The following is a 14,427-nucleotide window of genomic DNA, read 5'->3' on the forward strand; positions in this document are numbered from 1 at the left end:
TACTCAGACAGCGCGATGCGCGAGCGGAGGTGACTATGCTGACATTCAACAAGTTTTTCCTGGCCCTGGCTTTTCTCGGCGGCAGTGCAGCTGCGCAAGCTGCCGATGGCGCGCTGGAACTGACCCCGCCGCCGGGCAAGACCAGCGAGCGCATGGACCGAACCGAGAGCGAACTGCGCCACGGGACGAGCCATGTGTGGAGCCAGGGCTTGAGCCAGCAGAATGCCAATCATCCGCACGCAAACCAGCCGTATTATTCGGTCGGTTATCAAAACCTTTCCGGCACGCATAATGGCATGCCGGTCGCACGGGAAAGCCTGTCGGGGCACTACGATGTAAGTCCGGCGCAGGTTGGCCGCACTAATCTGTTCAGGGCTGGCACAATCGGTCCGGGCGATTCGGTTCAGGTATCGACGAGTCTGACCGGCAGCCCGCAAGACTGGCTGCCGACGCAGTACCGGTTGTGATGCACATATCAGGCCTGCGGGAGATCCGGTAGGAGGGGACTTGTCCCCGATGGCAATCAATCAGGCATTGAGAAGCCGAAAATCAACGCGGTCCGAGGTGAGGTTTTTCGGGGACAAGCCCCCTCCTACCGACCCTCCCGAATTGAAATTTCATCAAATTGAGCTGGCATGCCCAGGAGAGCGTCATGAAGTTGTTGGTGGTTGAGGATGAGGCCTTGTTGCGGCATCACTTGCTGACCCGGCTGACCGAGTCCGGTCACGTGGTCGAGGCGGTGGCCAATGCTGAAGAGGCGCTTTATCAGGCCGGACAGTTCAATCACGACCTCGCGGTGATCGATCTCGGCCTGCCCGGCATGGGCGGCCTTGATCTGATTCGCCAGCTGCGCACCCAGGGCAAGGCGTTTCCGATCCTGATCCTGACCGCGCGGGGCAACTGGCAAGACAAGGTTGAAGGTCTGGCGGCCGGCGCGGACGACTACGTGGTCAAGCCGTTCCAGTTCGAAGAGCTGGAAGCACGCCTTAACGCGCTGCTGCGGCGCTCCAGCGGTTTCATTCAGGCGACGATTGTCGCCGGGCCGTTATTACTCGATCTGAACCGCAAGCAGGCGTCCATGGACGAACAGCCCTTGGCGCTGACCGCCTATGAATACCGGATTCTCGAATACCTGATGCGCCATCATCAGCAAGTGGTGCCCAAAGAACGCTTGATGGAGCAGTTGTACCCCGATGACGAAGAGCGCGATCCAAATGTGATCGAGGTGCTGGTCGGCCGCCTGCGCCGCAAGATCGAAGGCGCCAACGCCTTCAAACCTATCGAAACCGTGCGCGGGCTGGGTTACCTGTTTTCCGAGCGCTGTAAATGATTCGTTCGCTGCATCTGCGGCTGCTGATTGGTGCCGCGACCCTGGCAGTGATTTTCATGCTGTTGATGTTGCCTGCCCTGCAAGGCGCTTTCAGCCTGGCCTTGCGCGGTTCCATCGAGCAGCGTCTGGCGTCGGACGTCACGACGCTGATTTCCGCCGCGCGGGTTGAAAACGGTCGCCTGTTGATGCCTTCGGTTTTACCGGGCGAGCAATTCAACCTGCCGTCCAGCCGATTGTTGGGCTACATCTACAACCGCCAGGGCGAACTGGTCTGGCGTTCGCTGGCCACTGAAGACGAATTCATCGACTACCAGCCACGTTATGACGGCAATGGCAGCGAATTCGCCAAGATCAAAGAGCCTAACGGCGAAGAGTTCTTCGTCTATGACGTCGAGATCAAGTTGCTCGGCGGGCGCAATGCCGCGTTCAGCATCGTCGCCTTGCAACCGGTTCGCGAGTATCAGGAAACCGTGGCGGCGCTGCGGGAAAAACTCTATCTGGGCTTTGGCGCTGCGTTGTTGGTGTTGTTGGCGCTGCTCTGGATCGGCTTGACCTGGGGCTTGCGTGCGTTGCGCGGCTTGAGTCAGGAACTCGATCAGGTGGAATCCGGCGCGCGGGACAGCCTGAGTGAAAATCATCCCAGCGAACTGTTGCGGCTTACCGGTTCCCTGAACCGTCTGCTGCTCAGCGAGCGCGAACAGCGCATCCGTTATCGCGATTCCCTCGGCGATCTGGCCCACAGCCTGAAAACCCCGCTCGCGGTATTGCAGGGTGTCAGCGAAACCATGGCCAAGCGCCCGGAAGACCTGGAACAGGCGCGTATTCTGCAATCGCAGATCGAGCGCATGAGCCAGCAGATCGGTTACCAGTTGCAACGTGCCAGCCTGCGCAAGAGCGGTCTGGTGCGGCATCACGTGGCGTTGCGGCCGGTGGTTGAGAGCCTGTGCAATACGCTGGAAAAGGTTTATCGCGACAAGCAGGTCAAGGTCACGCTGGATCTGCCCGAAGAATGCGTGGTGCCCATGGAGCAGGGCGCCTTGCTGGAAATGCTCGGCAATCTGCTGGAAAACGCCTATCGCCTGTGCCTGAGTGAAGTGCGAGTCAGCCTGCGCTCCGGTGAAGATGGCGATGAGTTGTGTGTCGAAGACGACGGTCCGGGCGTACCCACAAGTCAGCGCGAACGCATTCTGCAACGGGGCGAACGTCTGGATCGCCAGAACCCCGGACAGGGCATCGGTCTGGCGGTGGTCAAGGACATCATCGAAAGCTATGGCGCGCGTCTGACCCTGGAGGATTCGCCTTTGGGTGGCGCGGCGTTCAGGATTCATTTCTGACCTTCCCACGAGCGAATTTGTGTGGGAGCGACCGGGGTGGCGATCCACCTTGCTCGCGAAGCGGTGCACCTGGGTCCACCGCTTCAGCCAACACGTTCGGCCCACAAAAAAACCTCATGAGGCGGATACCCGCCACCGTCGCCGATAATTTCCGGCTTCCAGGCGGAAAACCGCCACGCTCATGGCGGTTCACAAACCCCATTCAACAGAAAACCCCCGCAACCATTGCTTTTGCGCCGCTTTTTCGGAACTGGCACGCACCTTGCGATATGTGCGGTAGAGGTCTGCCCCGTGCAGCTCGCCAAAACAAATCCCTCCAGTTGCAGGAGGGTTAGCTCGTTAGGTGCCGCGTGCGTCAGTTGGATGATGCGACGACACTCTTGAGGACTTCAACATGACGACTCGTCAGCCCCTGTATAAATCCCTGTACTTCCAGGTGATCGTAGCAATTGTGATCGGCGTTCTGATCGGTCACTTCTATCCGGAAACCGGCAAGGCCCTCAAGCCGCTGGGCGACGGGTTCATCAAACTGATCAAAATGGTCATTGCCCCAATCATCTTCTGCACCGTGGTCAGCGGTATCGCTGGTATGCAGAACATGAAGTCGGTCGGCAAGACTGGCGGCTACGCGCTGCTGTACTTCGAAATCGTTTCGACTATCGCCTTGCTGATCGGTCTGATCGTGGTCAACGTTGTTCAGCCGGGCGCCGGCATGAACATCGATGTCACCACGCTTGATGCCTCGAAAATCGCCGCTTATGTCACAGCGGGTAAAGACCAGAGCATCGTTGGCTTCATCCTTAACGTGATTCCGAACACCATTGTCGGTGCCTTCGCCAACGGCGACATCCTGCAAGTATTGATGTTCTCGGTGATCTTCGGCTTCGCGCTGCATCGCCTGGGTGCCTACGGCAAGCCGGTCCTGGACTTCATCGATCGCTTTGCGCACGTGATGTTCAACATCATCAACATGATCATGAAGCTGGCGCCACTGGGTGCTTTCGGCGCCATGGCGTTCACCATCGGTGCCTACGGCGTGAGCTCGCTGGTGCAGTTGGGTCAGTTGATGATCTGCTTCTACATCACCTGCGTCGTGTTTGTGCTGGTCGTACTGGGCGGCATCGCTCGCGCTCACGGCTTCAGCATCATCAAGCTGATCCGCTACATCCGTGAAGAGCTGCTGATCGTGCTGGGTACTTCCTCTTCGGAATCGGCACTGCCACGCATGCTGATCAAGATGGAACGCCTGGGAGCGCAGAAGTCGGTAGTAGGTCTGGTAATCCCGACCGGTTACTCGTTCAACCTGGACGGTACTTCGATCTACCTGACCATGGCGGCCGTGTTCATCGCTCAAGCGACCAACACCCACATGGATATCACGCACCAGATCACCCTGCTGCTGGTATTGCTGCTGTCGTCCAAAGGTGCTGCTGGCGTGACCGGTAGCGGCTTTATCGTACTGGCTGCAACCCTGTCGGCGGTTGGTCACCTGCCGGTTGCCGGTCTGGCGCTGATCCTGGGTATCGACCGCTTCATGTCTGAAGCGCGCGCACTGACCAACCTGGTCGGCAACGCTGTTGCCACGCTGGTGGTTGCCAAGTGGGTCGGCGAACTCGACAACGACAAGCTGCAATCGGAGCTGATCTCTGGCGGCCGTGGCATCGACAACACCGGTCCAGTAGATGATCTGGGCGTAGCAGAGTTGGCTCCTGAGCCGCTGACTCGCCCTATCCCGACACGTAAACCGATCTAACGGCACGCGTCGCACCAAAAACCCATCTTCGGATGGGTTTTTTTATTCCTGCGATTGCTCAGCTTGATGTTCAGCAGGGCTACGCTGAACGCACCTCAGTCTTGCCAAGGAGCGTCCATGCAAGGTCCGCTGTCGTCACTCAAAGTGCTGGATTTTTCAACCCTGCTGCCGGGCCCGTTTGCTTCGCTGTTGCTGGCGGACATGGGCGCCGAAGTGCTGCGCATCGAATCGCCGACGCGGCCAGATCTGCTGCGCAACCTGCCGCCGCATGATCAAGGTACGTCCGCCAGCCACGCTTGGCTGAACCGCAACAAGCGCAGCCTGGCGCTGGACTTGAAGCAGCCCGCCGCGCTGGAGGTGATCAAGCGTCTGGTGGTGGATTACGACATCGTCCTGGAACAATTCCGCCCCGGCGTGATGGACCGGCTGGGGATCGGTTACGAAGCGCTCAAGGCGCTCAACCCGCGCATGATCTACGTCGCGATTACCGGTTATGGCCAGACCGGGCCGTATCGAGACAGGGCAGGGCATGACATCAATTACCTGGCGCTGGCCGGCGTTGCCAGTTACACCGGGCGACGTGAAAGCGGACCGCTGCCGCTGGGTATTCAGGCGGCAGACGTGGCGGGCGGTTCGCTGCATGGCGTGATTGGTCTGCTGGCCGCCGTGGTTGCCCGCCAGCAAACCGGATTGGGGCAATACGTCGATGTGAGCATGACCGACTGCGCTTTCAGCCTGAACGCCATGGCCGGCGCGGGTTATCTGACCTGTGGGGTTGAACCTGAACGGGAGAAACAGCTGCTAAACGGCGGCAGCTTCTACGACTATTACTGCAGTCGAGACGGGCGCTGGTTTGCCGTGGGCAGCCTGGAACCGGCATTCATGCAGGCATTGTGCACTGCGCTGGACAGGCCGGAGTTGGCAACGCAAGGCTTGTCTGCTTCGCCACAGGTCCAGGCCGCGCTGAAAAACGAGCTGAGAATGGAGTTCGAAAAGCGCAGCTTCGCGGAGTTGCAGGCAGGTTTCGCGCAGATCGATGCCTGTGTCGAGCCGGTGCTGAGCCTGTCCGAAGCGCTGCTGCATCCGCAATTGCAGGCGCGGGCGCTGGTCACGCAGGTGCCGAGAGAGGATGGCACTACCCAGGCGCAAATCGCCTGTCCCTTGAAGTTCTCGGACGGCCTGGCGGGACCCCGCCATATTGGCGCTGAACTGGGGGCGCACAGTGAAGAGGTGCTGGTGGAGTTGGGGTTTTCTCCCGATGAGGTGGCCGCGATGCGTGATGCCGGCGCTATTCTGTAACGTATTGATTGGTGGGAGCGAGCTTGCTCGCGAAGGCAACAGTTCAGTGTCCAGATCCTTTGTGGATGTACTGGCCTCTTCGCGAGCAAGCTCGCTCCCACTGTTTTAGGTTGTTTGCGGGGCAGAGGTGCTATTCCACCCGCGTCTCACCACTGAACACCAGTGTCTCCCGACAGCGCCGACATAAATAACGCCGGCCTTTCCTGACCAGTTGGTGACGCTGGGCCGAGAACGGGAAGTCGCTGCCAGCGCAAGGGCAGCGGTAGATGTAGCGGGTTACGCTGCGGCGCTTGATGGCGTAGGTATGGCAGCGATTGGGCGGCAGTTCGTACACGCCGCGCATGATCAGCTGCCATTCTTCGCCATGCGGCTGGATATGATCGCCAAACAGTTGATGGGCAATCAGGTGTGCGACTTCATGAGGCACGGTCTGGCGCAGGAAGTCTTCGCTGTTCTCGCGGTACAGCTGCGGATTGAAACGCAGCAGGTTTTCGTGCAAATGCGCGACGCCAGCCTTCTGGCCGCGCAGCTTGAGGCTGACTACCGGGCGTTTGAAAGGGCGTTTGAAAAATTCTTCGGCTTGTTGATAACAGACTTCGACACGGGTATTGAGTTGCTCGGCCATGCTTTCTCGATCTCCAGAGAAGCCAAGTATGACGCAAAGCCGGGGCTAGCCGAAAACCCGAGCTGCCGAATGGTTGTGGATAGACGAATAGGCCTTCTTGAATGCGCGAACTTTGTGGGAGCGAGCTTGCTCGCGAAGCGGCCTGACGCAGCGCCTCGCCAACAAGTTGGCTCCCACAATGTCCTCATTAGATCAATTGGTGTATTCGGGCCCTACACCGACTCCCCACAGCACCACGGTAAACGCCATGATCGCCACCAGCACCACTAATCCCACGGCCAGTACCGAGCTTGAGAACATGAAGCCTTCGTCAGCCGGTATGCCCATGAAAGTCGGTAGCCCGACGTACAGCAGATAAACGGTGTAGCAAATGGCCGCTGTGCCGATCAGCATGCCCAGCCACATATGCGGATAGAGCGCCGCCAGCCCGCCGATGAACAGCGGTGTCGCGGTGTAGGTTGCAAAAGCGATGCAGCGCGCCAGACTCGGCGTGGCGTCATAGGTGCGGGCCATCCAGTGAATGAAACCGCCCATTACGGCGACTCCAGCGAGCATGGCGAGGTACGACATGATCGTCATCCACAGCGCGCTTTCATGGGTGAGCATCACCGGTGCTCGATCACCAATCACCCAGCCGATCTGGGTGGTGCCGATATACGCCGAAACCGCGGGGATCGCGGCAAGGATCAGGGTGTGGGTGAGGTACATGTGGCCAATGCTTTCTTCCTCTTCGCCACGTATCTGTTGCCATTCTTGATCGGGATGCGTGAACAGTCCCCAGACGTGATGGATCATGCGTGTCACTCCTTCCGCTCGTGTATGCCGTGCCCGACAAGGGCGCCTGCGCGGGCAAAGCCCTACAGGTACAGCTCCGCAGGTAAAAGGCCACAACTTGAATGGATCAACGGATGCGACCTCTCCACGCAGTATAGAAAGCCGTGAACCCGGAAAACCGTGTTGCTTAGAGTGATTGGCAATGTCAGGCCCGCTGCTAATAGCCGATGGTTGCCGAATTGCCATTTACCTGCCATCAGTCGCTAACTGCGCGCATTCTTTATGCCTGAATTCTTTATGCGTAAAATAGCCGCCTTTCCAGCTTCCCCCTTGTCACAGCCACCGGATATCAGCGCCATGGGCACCCTTTCAGTCAATCAGAACAAACTGCAGAAACGCCTGCGCCGCCAGGCCGGTGAAGCCGTGGCCGATTACAAAATGATTGAAGAGGGCGACAAAGTGATGGTCTGCCTGTCCGGCGGCAAGGACAGCTACACATTGCTCGATGTGCTGATGCACTTTCAGAAAGTCGCCCCGGTGCGCTTCGAGATCGTCGCGGTGAACATGGACCAGAAGCAGCCCGGCTTTCCCGGGCACGTACTGCCGGCGTATCTGAAATCACTGGGCGTCGAATATCACATCGTCGAAAAGGACACCTACTCGCTGGTCAAGGAACTGATCCCGGAGGGCAAGACCACCTGTTCGCTGTGTTCACGCCTGCGTCGCGGCACGCTGTACACCTTCGCCGATGAAATCGGTGCGACCAAGATGGCTCTCGGTCATCACCGCGACGACATCGTCGAAACCTTCTTCCTCAATATGTTCTTCAACGGCACGCTCAAGGCCATGCCGCCCAAACTGCGCGCCGACGATGGCCGCAACGTGGTAATCCGCCCGCTGGCGTACTGCCATGAGAAAGACATCCAGGCCTATTCCGACTTCAAGAACTTCCCGATCATCCCGTGCAATCTTTGCGGCTCCCAGGAAAACCTCCAGCGTCAGGTGGTCAAGGACATGCTGCAGGACTGGGAACGCAAGACTCCCGGCCGCGTCGACAGCATTTTCCGCAGCCTGCAGAACGTCCAGCCCTCACAGCTGGCCGACCGCAATCTGTTCGACTTCAACAACCTGCGCATCGATGAGACGGCGGCTTCGCGGTTTGTGAGCATCGTCAATATCTAGATGCGTTGGAGATTCCATGGGCGCGTGGGAGAGGGGCCTCTCCCACAATGAAGTGGCATCACCTGGATTGTGCTGCCACGCTCCAACGACGAATTCGCCGCTCCCTTACAACCCCACCTCCGGCAACACCGGCATACTGGCCATGGCCGTAGCCATCAAGCCCTCGACGTATTGCCGATCCGCATCCGGCAGGGCCAGGCGGGGTGGGCGGGTCAGGGCGCTGCCGCGTTCCATGATGGCTTCGCAGAGCTTGATGCACTGCACCAGATCCGGACGTGCGTCCAGGTGCAGCAGCGGCATGAACCACTCATAAAGTGCCATGGCTTCGGCGAAGCGCCCGGCTTTGGCCAGACGGAACAGGGTTTCGCCTTCTTTCGGGAAGGCGTTGGACATGCCCGACACCCAGCCCACCGCACCCACCGCAACGCTTTCCACCAGCACATCGTCCAGGCCTGCGAACAAGATGAAGCGATCACCGACTTCATTGCGCACGTCGATAAAGCGATTGGTGTTGCCGGAAGAGTCCTTGAAACAGACGATGGTGTCGCAGTCGGCCAGGGAAATCAGGATGTCCGGCGTGACATCGTTCTTATAAATAGGCGGATTGTTGTAGACCATCATCGGCACATCGGTGGCGGCGGCCACAGTGCGAAAGTGCGCGGCGGTTTCGAACGGCTTGGACGAATACACCAGCGCCGGCATCAGCATGATCCCGTCGGCACCGGCCTTGGCCACTTGTCTGGCAACGTCGCAGGCGTTGGTGCTGGTGAACTCGGCGATCCCGGAAATCACCGGTACACGTCCGGCAGACGCGTCTTTGGCGACTTCCACCAGACTGATTTTCTCGGCCACGCTCAGCGAGGTGTTTTCACCGACGGTGCCGCAAATCACCAACCCCGAAACGCCATCGCGGACCAGATTGGCGATGACCTTATGCGTAGCTTCCAGGTTGACGGAAAAATCGGCGTTGAATTGAGTGGTGACGGCTGGGAAAACGCCGCTCCAGGATACGTGTTGGCTCATGAGTGACTCCGTTTTGGATGAATGGTATTTCGTATACGTTTAAGATTAAGCAAATTTTGCCCGTTGGAGCGAGGCTTGCCCGCGAAGGCATTTACTCAGGCCCAACCTTGCATGAAGAACAACTGGCCCCTTCGCGAGCAAGCTCGCTCCCACGGTGATCAATTCAAAGCTGCAACCCCACCGGCCAGGTATCCGACAACTGATAGCCCTCAGGCCATGGGTCGCTCGGATCAAGCAAATGTTGATGGGTGCCGGTGATCCACGCCCGGCCTGACAGCGCCGGGACAATGGCTGTGCGTCCGGCAACCTCGGTCAGGCTGTCGATGCGGCAGTTGAATTGCGAACCGATGATCGAACGCCCGACAAAGCGTTCGCCCACCGCCAGTTGGCCTTTGGCATGCAAGACTGCCATGCGCGCCGAACAGCCGGTGCCGCAGGGCGATCGATCAATCTTGCCGGGGCGGATCACCACGGCATTGGCGGCGGTGGCGATGCCGTGTTCGTAGTGCAGCGGGGCGGCGATCTGGCAGAAGGAAATGTGTTTCCAGTCCGGATTCAGCGGGTGTTCGAAGCCTAATTGCTCGTTGGCGGCGAGGGTGATTTTCAGGCCGGTTTCCACCAGATCTTTTGCCTCGTCGGCGGTCAGGGCAAAGCCCAGTTTGATGGAGTCGACAATCGCGAAACTGTCGCCTCCATAGGCTGTGTCAACCTGGACCGAGCCGATCCCTGGCACTTCGATCCAGGCACCCAGCTGGTCGGCGAACGACGGCAGGTTGCGCACTTCGACGCTCTGCACTTTGCCGTCCTTGCACTGCGCCACGGCCTCGATCAAGCCACCGGGCGCTTCCAGTATCAGCCGGGTTTCCGGCTCGGTCATCGGCAAAATGCCGGTGTCCAGCAGCACCGTGGCGACGCACAGCGAGTTGGAGCCGGACATCGGCGGCACGTCGGCGGGTTCCATGATGATCCAGCCCATCTGCGCCTTGGGATTCTTCGGCGGCACCAGCAGATTCACATGGCGGAACACGCCGCCGCGCGGTTCGTTGAGCATGAAGTTGCGCAACACATTGTCACGTTCGATCCAGCGCGATTGCTCCCAGATCGTCTCGCCGGGCGGGGGCGCGACGCCGCCGACGATCACATCGCCGACTTCACCCTCGGCGTGACAGCTGACCACATGAATGACTTTCGATGAACGCATCAGTCGGGCCTCCTGCTAGTTGATGGACTTGAGGAAATCAGCGGTTTCCGGCCGCTGTGGGTTACCGATGACCTGATCCGGGGTGCCGATTTCATGCACCAGGCCGTTGCGGAAAAACGCCACGCGATCTGACACGTCCCGGGCAAAGCGGATTTCGTGGGTCACCAGAATCATGGTCATGCCGTCTTCGGCGAGCATGCGCATGGTGTCCAGCACTTCGCCCACCAGTTGCGGATCGAGGGCCGAAGTGGCTTCGTCGAACAGCATGTAATCCGGCGACATGGCCAGCGCGCGGGCGATTGCCATGCGCTGTTGCTGGCCACCGGACAGCTTGCCGGGGAACACTTTGAGCTTGTCCGCCAGCCCGACGTGGGTCAGCTGGCGGACCGCCAGTTCCTCGGCTTCGGCCTTGCTTTTGCCCAGTACGGTACGCGGCGCCAGCATCACGTTTTCCATCACGGTGAGGTGCGGGAACGCGTTCCATTGCTGGAAGACGATGCCGATTTTCTGCCGCAACTTATTGATGTCGGTGGACTTGGCGTGTACTTCGGTGCCATCCACGCGAATGCTGCCGCTCTTGATCGACTCCAGGCCGTTGATGCACATCAGCAATGTGGATTTGCCCGAGCCCGAGCCGCCGATGATCGACACCACTTCGCCCTTGTTGACGGTCAGGCTCACGCCCTTGATGACTTCAAGTTCGCCGAACGATTTGTGTACGTTGTCGATCTCAATCATTTTCCTGCCACCTTGCTTCCAGTCGGGTGCCGAGGCGGGCAACCACCAGGCTCATGACGTAATAAATCGCGCCGGCGATGCACAACACCAGCAACGGTTCCTGAATCCGGGTAACGATGGTTTGCGAAGCGCGCAGCAACTCGACAATGCCGATCCACATCACCAGCGACGTGTCTTTCATGACGCCCAGCAGCAGGTTGACCCAGCCGGGAAATGCCACGCGTGTCGCCATGGGCAGAACGATCTGACGCAAGTCCTGCCAGTAGGTCAAACCCAACGAGCGGCTGGCGCGGCGCACGCTCATCGGCACCGACAACACGCCGCTACGCACGACCTCGGTGCAATACGCGGTGACATACAAACCGAGCACCACGCAGGCCACGGCAAAGGCTGACCAGTTCAAGCCGACGATACTTTTCAGGGCATTGAACAACACGAATTGAATCAGCAACGGCACGCTGCGAAACACGTCCAGCAGCCACGCCAGCGGGATTGTCGAGCGAGGCAGCAGGGCGCGCAGAAACCCGCAGATGACCCCGGCGAGGGTGCCGATGGCCATCGCCGCGAGGGTCAGCAAGATCGTCACTTTCGCGCCATCCAGCAGGAACAGCATGTCGTTCCAGGTAAAGCTGCTATTGAACATGTCCATCCCTCCTCATAACGCTCTTAATAACGAAACAGGCGCCAGGACAGCAGCCGTGCGATGAACACGATGGCCTTGGCGATCAGGTAATAGAGCACCGCCGCGATGGCGAAGAATTCGAAGGTGCGGAACGTCATCACGTTGTAATTCTGGGTGACGCCGGTCAGGTCGTCGTTGAGCCCGACGATCACGCCCATGGAGGTCATCAACACCGCCCAGACCATTTGGTTGGTCAGCGGATAAAACACGATGCGCAGCAATTGCGGGATGACGATCAAGCGATAGGCTTGCGGGGCGCTCATGCCCAGCGAGCGGGCGGCACGCAGTTGAGTGTCAGGTACCGCCTTGAGCCCACCGCGAAAATTCTCGGCCAGGTAGCCGGCGTTATTGATGGTGATACCCGCCAGCAACGCGGCCCAGGAACTGATATGCAGCCCGAACGAACCCAGGCCGAAATACAGGATGTACACCTGGAACAGCGACGGCGTGTTGCGCGCGATGGAAATCCAGGTGGCGGCAAAGCCCCGCAGCAGCGGATTCTTGCCCTGGCGCATGAAGGTCAGGCACAAGGCGATCAATACGCCGAGAATCATCGACAACGCGGCGGTTTCGAAGGTTACCCACGCGCCGCCGAGCATGTCCGGCAAGGCTTTGAATGCGGCGCGCCAGTGGAAGTTGTAATCAAACATAAGCAAGCTCCGCTGGCGCTTCCGGTTGGCTGAGCCAGGCGGGCAAGTGACCGCTGGCCACGCCGCTGCACGCTGTCGCAACACATTCGGCAAGGCTGGCGAAGTGCACTTTGCGGCCCACCAGACCTGGCGCGTAATGCGCGTATTTGCCGGAGTTGGTCATCAATGTCTGTGCGGCGACCGGGATTACCGGTTCGCCGAGCATGCACCAGCACGTATCGGTGACGAACTGCGTGCCGAAGGCTTCGAGCACGGCGATATCACCCGCGCGCCGGGCCTGTTCCAGCACATCGCGGCCACAAGTAATCACCATTGGCACGTCATGATGGCGCTGTTTGCCCTGGCAAAGCTGTGCCAGCGCGGCGAATTCGCTGGCTGAAAAATGCGGATTGCCCAGGGAAATCAGATCAACCTGCGGTTCCTGCGCGCTGTCCAGTTCGCGCCAGCTGCTCAACAGTTGCGCGTGGGTGATGCGCAACGTCCGCGTCGGCGCATGCCCGCCCAAGGCCAGTTCGGCCGTGCTCGCTTCCGGCGTCACCCCGGCAATGTGGAACATCGGCGCTGCTGAGGTGGTGGCGAATGCCGCACCAAAAGCTTTCAAGTCATCCAGACTCGGCCGCGCCTGTTCCAGACCGCACACCAGCGGGATTTCGCTGCGGCACAACAGCCCGACGTGATAGCCGAGCAACGGATAAAAGCTGTCGTCCAGATCGGCCAGCGGTGGCAGCTCGATGCGCACCCGGGCATAGCGTTGTTCGGCCAGATGGCAGCCAGTCAATGGCGCGCGGCCGGTGAGGGCGATGCAGATGTCGAGGTAATCCGGATATTTCAGGGTGTAGGCGCCGATCACGCTGTTGGCGTAGACCACCGCATTGGATTCGGCCCAGACGATTTGTTCGCCGGCCTTGGGCGCGCTGTCGAGCAGATACGGCGCGCAGGTGAAGCTCAAGGTGGCACCCATGTTCAGGTAGGCATCGCCCAGCTGACTGGCCGGTTCGCCGAGCGCGCTGTCAATGCCCAGCTCCCGCCAGCGGCGCTTGTCGACGGAAATGGAATTCAGGGTGGTTGGCACGCGCACGTTGGCGCCCCATTGCACCAGTTGTTGCGCAAAACGCAGGCTCGCCGGACCGGTATAAATGCAGCCGTCGATGTGCGCCTGGGTGATATCCAGCAGTTCGTGGGCGCCTTGCAGTTCCGCCATGCGCAAGATGATGCCCATCGCGACTTGCGCCGCCTTGCCATGCCTGCCGGCGAGAAAATGTTGGTCGTTTTCGCTCAATTTCAGGCTTGGCTGCCATGGCAATTGGGCGGGTGCAGCGGTTGCTTCAAGCGCGACGGCGGGCTGCTCGGCATAAGCACTGAGCCGGTCCGCTTCGACCTGCGCCCAGGACATCTCCCGCAGGGCGGAAAATCCTTCGCGCCCCACGCTGATCACCGGGATTGAGCGGTCGAACATCTGCTCGGCAATCACCACGCCCAGGGTCAGGATGTCATCGACCTGTTCAAACACCAGTGCAGCCGGCGCATGACCGTTGAGGATCAGCTCCAGTAATACGCTGCTGCCGGTGCAGGAACCACGGCCGCTGGGGATCGCCAGAATGCGGCCGCTGATGATCTGCCCGCTGAGCGGGTGATGCCGGTCAATGACCTCGCCGCTGAACGGATCGACCCCGCCCCAGAAACTCAAGCCGACCTCGGCCCACAGCAACTCGCCCTGGGCCGAGCCGCTGACCAGACAGCGGGCGTTGAGTGAAACATCCGGCATGGGTGGCTCCTGAATGGGTAAGCAAAAACCTGTGTAACTTTTTGCTGACGAGCGTGGTGGAAGCGAGCTTG

The 14,427-nt window shown here is 59.7% G+C and carries 14 protein-coding genes; 6 read left to right on the forward strand and 8 right to left on the reverse strand.

Annotated features, from left to right (window positions below; all coding sequences use genetic code 11):
- Nucleotides 1-35: 35 nt before the first annotated feature.
- The 5 genes from ACP7E4_RS03285 to ACP7E4_RS03305 all read left to right on the forward strand — a co-directional run bounded on the left by ACP7E4_RS03285 (nucleotide 36) and on the right by ACP7E4_RS03305 (nucleotide 5,716).
- On the forward strand, nucleotides 36-467 hold the full coding sequence (locus ACP7E4_RS03285; protein WP_426112078.1) for a hypothetical protein: 432 nt from the start codon (nucleotides 36-38) through the stop codon (nucleotides 465-467).
- 185 nt (nucleotides 468-652) lie between these two features.
- Nucleotides 653-1,330 carry a response regulator gene (locus ACP7E4_RS03290; protein WP_426111920.1) on the forward strand — a complete coding sequence of 226 codons (678 nt, stop codon included), beginning with the start codon at nucleotides 653-655 and terminating at the stop codon, nucleotides 1,328-1,330.
- On the forward strand, nucleotides 1,327-2,664 hold the full coding sequence (locus tag ACP7E4_RS03295; RefSeq protein WP_426111918.1) for an ATP-binding protein: 1,338 nt from the start codon (nucleotides 1,327-1,329) through the stop codon (nucleotides 2,662-2,664). Before ACP7E4_RS03290 ends, ACP7E4_RS03295 begins: the two co-directional genes overlap by 4 nt.
- Nucleotides 2,665-3,058: 394 nt before the next feature.
- Nucleotides 3,059-4,417 carry a dicarboxylate/amino acid:cation symporter gene (locus ACP7E4_RS03300; RefSeq protein WP_426111916.1) on the forward strand — a complete coding sequence of 453 codons (1,359 nt, stop codon included), beginning with the start codon at nucleotides 3,059-3,061 and terminating at the stop codon, nucleotides 4,415-4,417.
- Nucleotides 4,418-4,534: 117 nt separating this feature from the next.
- The gene (locus ACP7E4_RS03305) at nucleotides 4,535-5,716 is read left to right on the forward strand and encodes a CaiB/BaiF CoA transferase family protein (RefSeq protein ID WP_426111914.1); all 1,182 of its coding nucleotides are present in this window, start codon (nucleotides 4,535-4,537) and stop codon (nucleotides 5,714-5,716) included.
- A gap of 130 nt (nucleotides 5,717-5,846) precedes the next feature.
- Here the strand turns inward: ACP7E4_RS03305 and ACP7E4_RS03310 are convergent, their stop codons facing one another.
- Entirely contained in the window at nucleotides 5,847-6,341 is a 495-nt protein-coding gene (locus ACP7E4_RS03310; protein WP_426111912.1) for a SprT family zinc-dependent metalloprotease, read from the reverse strand.
- 192 nt (nucleotides 6,342-6,533) lie between these two features.
- Complete coding sequence (locus tag ACP7E4_RS03315; RefSeq protein WP_426111910.1) at nucleotides 6,534-7,136, reverse strand: Yip1 family protein; 603 nt, start codon at nucleotides 7,134-7,136, stop codon at nucleotides 6,534-6,536.
- Nucleotides 7,137-7,472: 336 nt separating this feature from the next.
- Between ACP7E4_RS03315 and ttcA the strand changes: the two genes are divergently transcribed.
- Entirely contained in the window at nucleotides 7,473-8,297 is an 825-nt protein-coding gene (gene ttcA, locus ACP7E4_RS03320) for a tRNA 2-thiocytidine(32) synthetase TtcA (protein WP_426111908.1), read from the forward strand.
- A 105-nt stretch (nucleotides 8,298-8,402) separates the two neighbouring features.
- On the opposite strand, the gene ACP7E4_RS03325 is transcribed toward ttcA, so the two are convergent.
- From ACP7E4_RS03325 to ACP7E4_RS03350, 6 genes are all read right to left on the reverse strand, one after another.
- Nucleotides 8,403-9,320, reverse strand: coding sequence for a dihydrodipicolinate synthase family protein (locus ACP7E4_RS03325; protein ID WP_426111906.1), 918 nt, complete (start codon nucleotides 9,318-9,320; stop codon nucleotides 8,403-8,405).
- Between the two features lie 163 nt (nucleotides 9,321-9,483).
- A complete protein-coding gene (locus ACP7E4_RS03330) occupies nucleotides 9,484-10,521 on the reverse strand; it encodes a trans-3-hydroxy-L-proline dehydratase (protein ID WP_426111904.1) in 1,038 nt (345 codons plus the stop codon).
- A gap of 15 nt (nucleotides 10,522-10,536) precedes the next feature.
- Nucleotides 10,537-11,259 (reverse strand): amino acid ABC transporter ATP-binding protein, encoded by a 723-nt coding sequence (locus ACP7E4_RS03335; RefSeq protein WP_331150294.1) that lies wholly within the window; start codon nucleotides 11,257-11,259, stop codon nucleotides 10,537-10,539.
- The gene (locus ACP7E4_RS03340; RefSeq protein ID WP_426111901.1) at nucleotides 11,252-11,902 is read right to left on the reverse strand and encodes an amino acid ABC transporter permease; all 651 of its coding nucleotides are present in this window, start codon (nucleotides 11,900-11,902) and stop codon (nucleotides 11,252-11,254) included. The genes ACP7E4_RS03335 and ACP7E4_RS03340 overlap by 8 nt, the downstream gene beginning before the upstream one ends.
- Before the next feature lie 23 nt (nucleotides 11,903-11,925).
- A complete protein-coding gene (locus ACP7E4_RS03345) occupies nucleotides 11,926-12,591 on the reverse strand; it encodes an amino acid ABC transporter permease (protein ID WP_426111899.1) in 666 nt (221 codons plus the stop codon).
- Entirely contained in the window at nucleotides 12,584-14,356 is a 1,773-nt protein-coding gene (locus tag ACP7E4_RS03350) for an aconitase X (RefSeq protein WP_426111897.1), read from the reverse strand. Before ACP7E4_RS03350 ends, ACP7E4_RS03345 begins: the two co-directional genes overlap by 8 nt.
- Nucleotides 14,357-14,427: the final 71 nt, after the last annotated feature.

Source organism: Pseudomonas sp. DSP3-2-3 (assembly GCF_049898225.1).
Taxonomy (GTDB): Bacteria; Pseudomonadota; Gammaproteobacteria; order Pseudomonadales; family Pseudomonadaceae; genus Aquipseudomonas.

What these genes read in the sequence shown, in the direction of transcription:
- ACP7E4_RS03285 (WP_426112078.1), top strand. Translation starts at nt 36, where the DNA reads ATGCTGACATTCAACAAGTTTTTCCTGGCCCTGGCTTTTCTCGGCGGC.
- ACP7E4_RS03290 (WP_426111920.1), top strand. Translation starts at nt 653, where the DNA reads ATGAAGTTGTTGGTGGTTGAGGATGAGGCCTTGTTGCGGCATCACTTG.
- ACP7E4_RS03295 (WP_426111918.1), top strand. Translation starts at nt 1,327, where the DNA reads ATGATTCGTTCGCTGCATCTGCGGCTGCTGATTGGTGCCGCGACCCTG.
- ACP7E4_RS03300 (WP_426111916.1), top strand. Translation starts at nt 3,059, where the DNA reads ATGACGACTCGTCAGCCCCTGTATAAATCCCTGTACTTCCAGGTGATC.
- ACP7E4_RS03305 (WP_426111914.1), top strand. Translation starts at nt 4,535, where the DNA reads ATGCAAGGTCCGCTGTCGTCACTCAAAGTGCTGGATTTTTCAACCCTG.
- ACP7E4_RS03310 (WP_426111912.1), bottom strand. Translation starts at nt 6,341, where the DNA reads ATGGCCGAGCAACTCAATACCCGTGTCGAAGTCTGTTATCAACAAGCC.
- ACP7E4_RS03315 (WP_426111910.1), bottom strand. Translation starts at nt 7,136, where the DNA reads ATGATCCATCACGTCTGGGGACTGTTCACGCATCCCGATCAAGAATGG.
- ttcA (WP_426111908.1), top strand. Translation starts at nt 7,473, where the DNA reads ATGGGCACCCTTTCAGTCAATCAGAACAAACTGCAGAAACGCCTGCGC.
- ACP7E4_RS03325 (WP_426111906.1), bottom strand. Translation starts at nt 9,320, where the DNA reads ATGAGCCAACACGTATCCTGGAGCGGCGTTTTCCCAGCCGTCACCACT.
- ACP7E4_RS03330 (WP_426111904.1), bottom strand. Translation starts at nt 10,521, where the DNA reads ATGCGTTCATCGAAAGTCATTCATGTGGTCAGCTGTCACGCCGAGGGT.
- ACP7E4_RS03335 (WP_331150294.1), bottom strand. Translation starts at nt 11,259, where the DNA reads ATGATTGAGATCGACAACGTACACAAATCGTTCGGCGAACTTGAAGTC.
- ACP7E4_RS03340 (WP_426111901.1), bottom strand. Translation starts at nt 11,902, where the DNA reads ATGTTCAATAGCAGCTTTACCTGGAACGACATGCTGTTCCTGCTGGAT.
- ACP7E4_RS03345 (WP_426111899.1), bottom strand. Translation starts at nt 12,591, where the DNA reads ATGTTTGATTACAACTTCCACTGGCGCGCCGCATTCAAAGCCTTGCCG.
- ACP7E4_RS03350 (WP_426111897.1), bottom strand. Translation starts at nt 14,356, where the DNA reads ATGCCGGATGTTTCACTCAACGCCCGCTGTCTGGTCAGCGGCTCGGCC.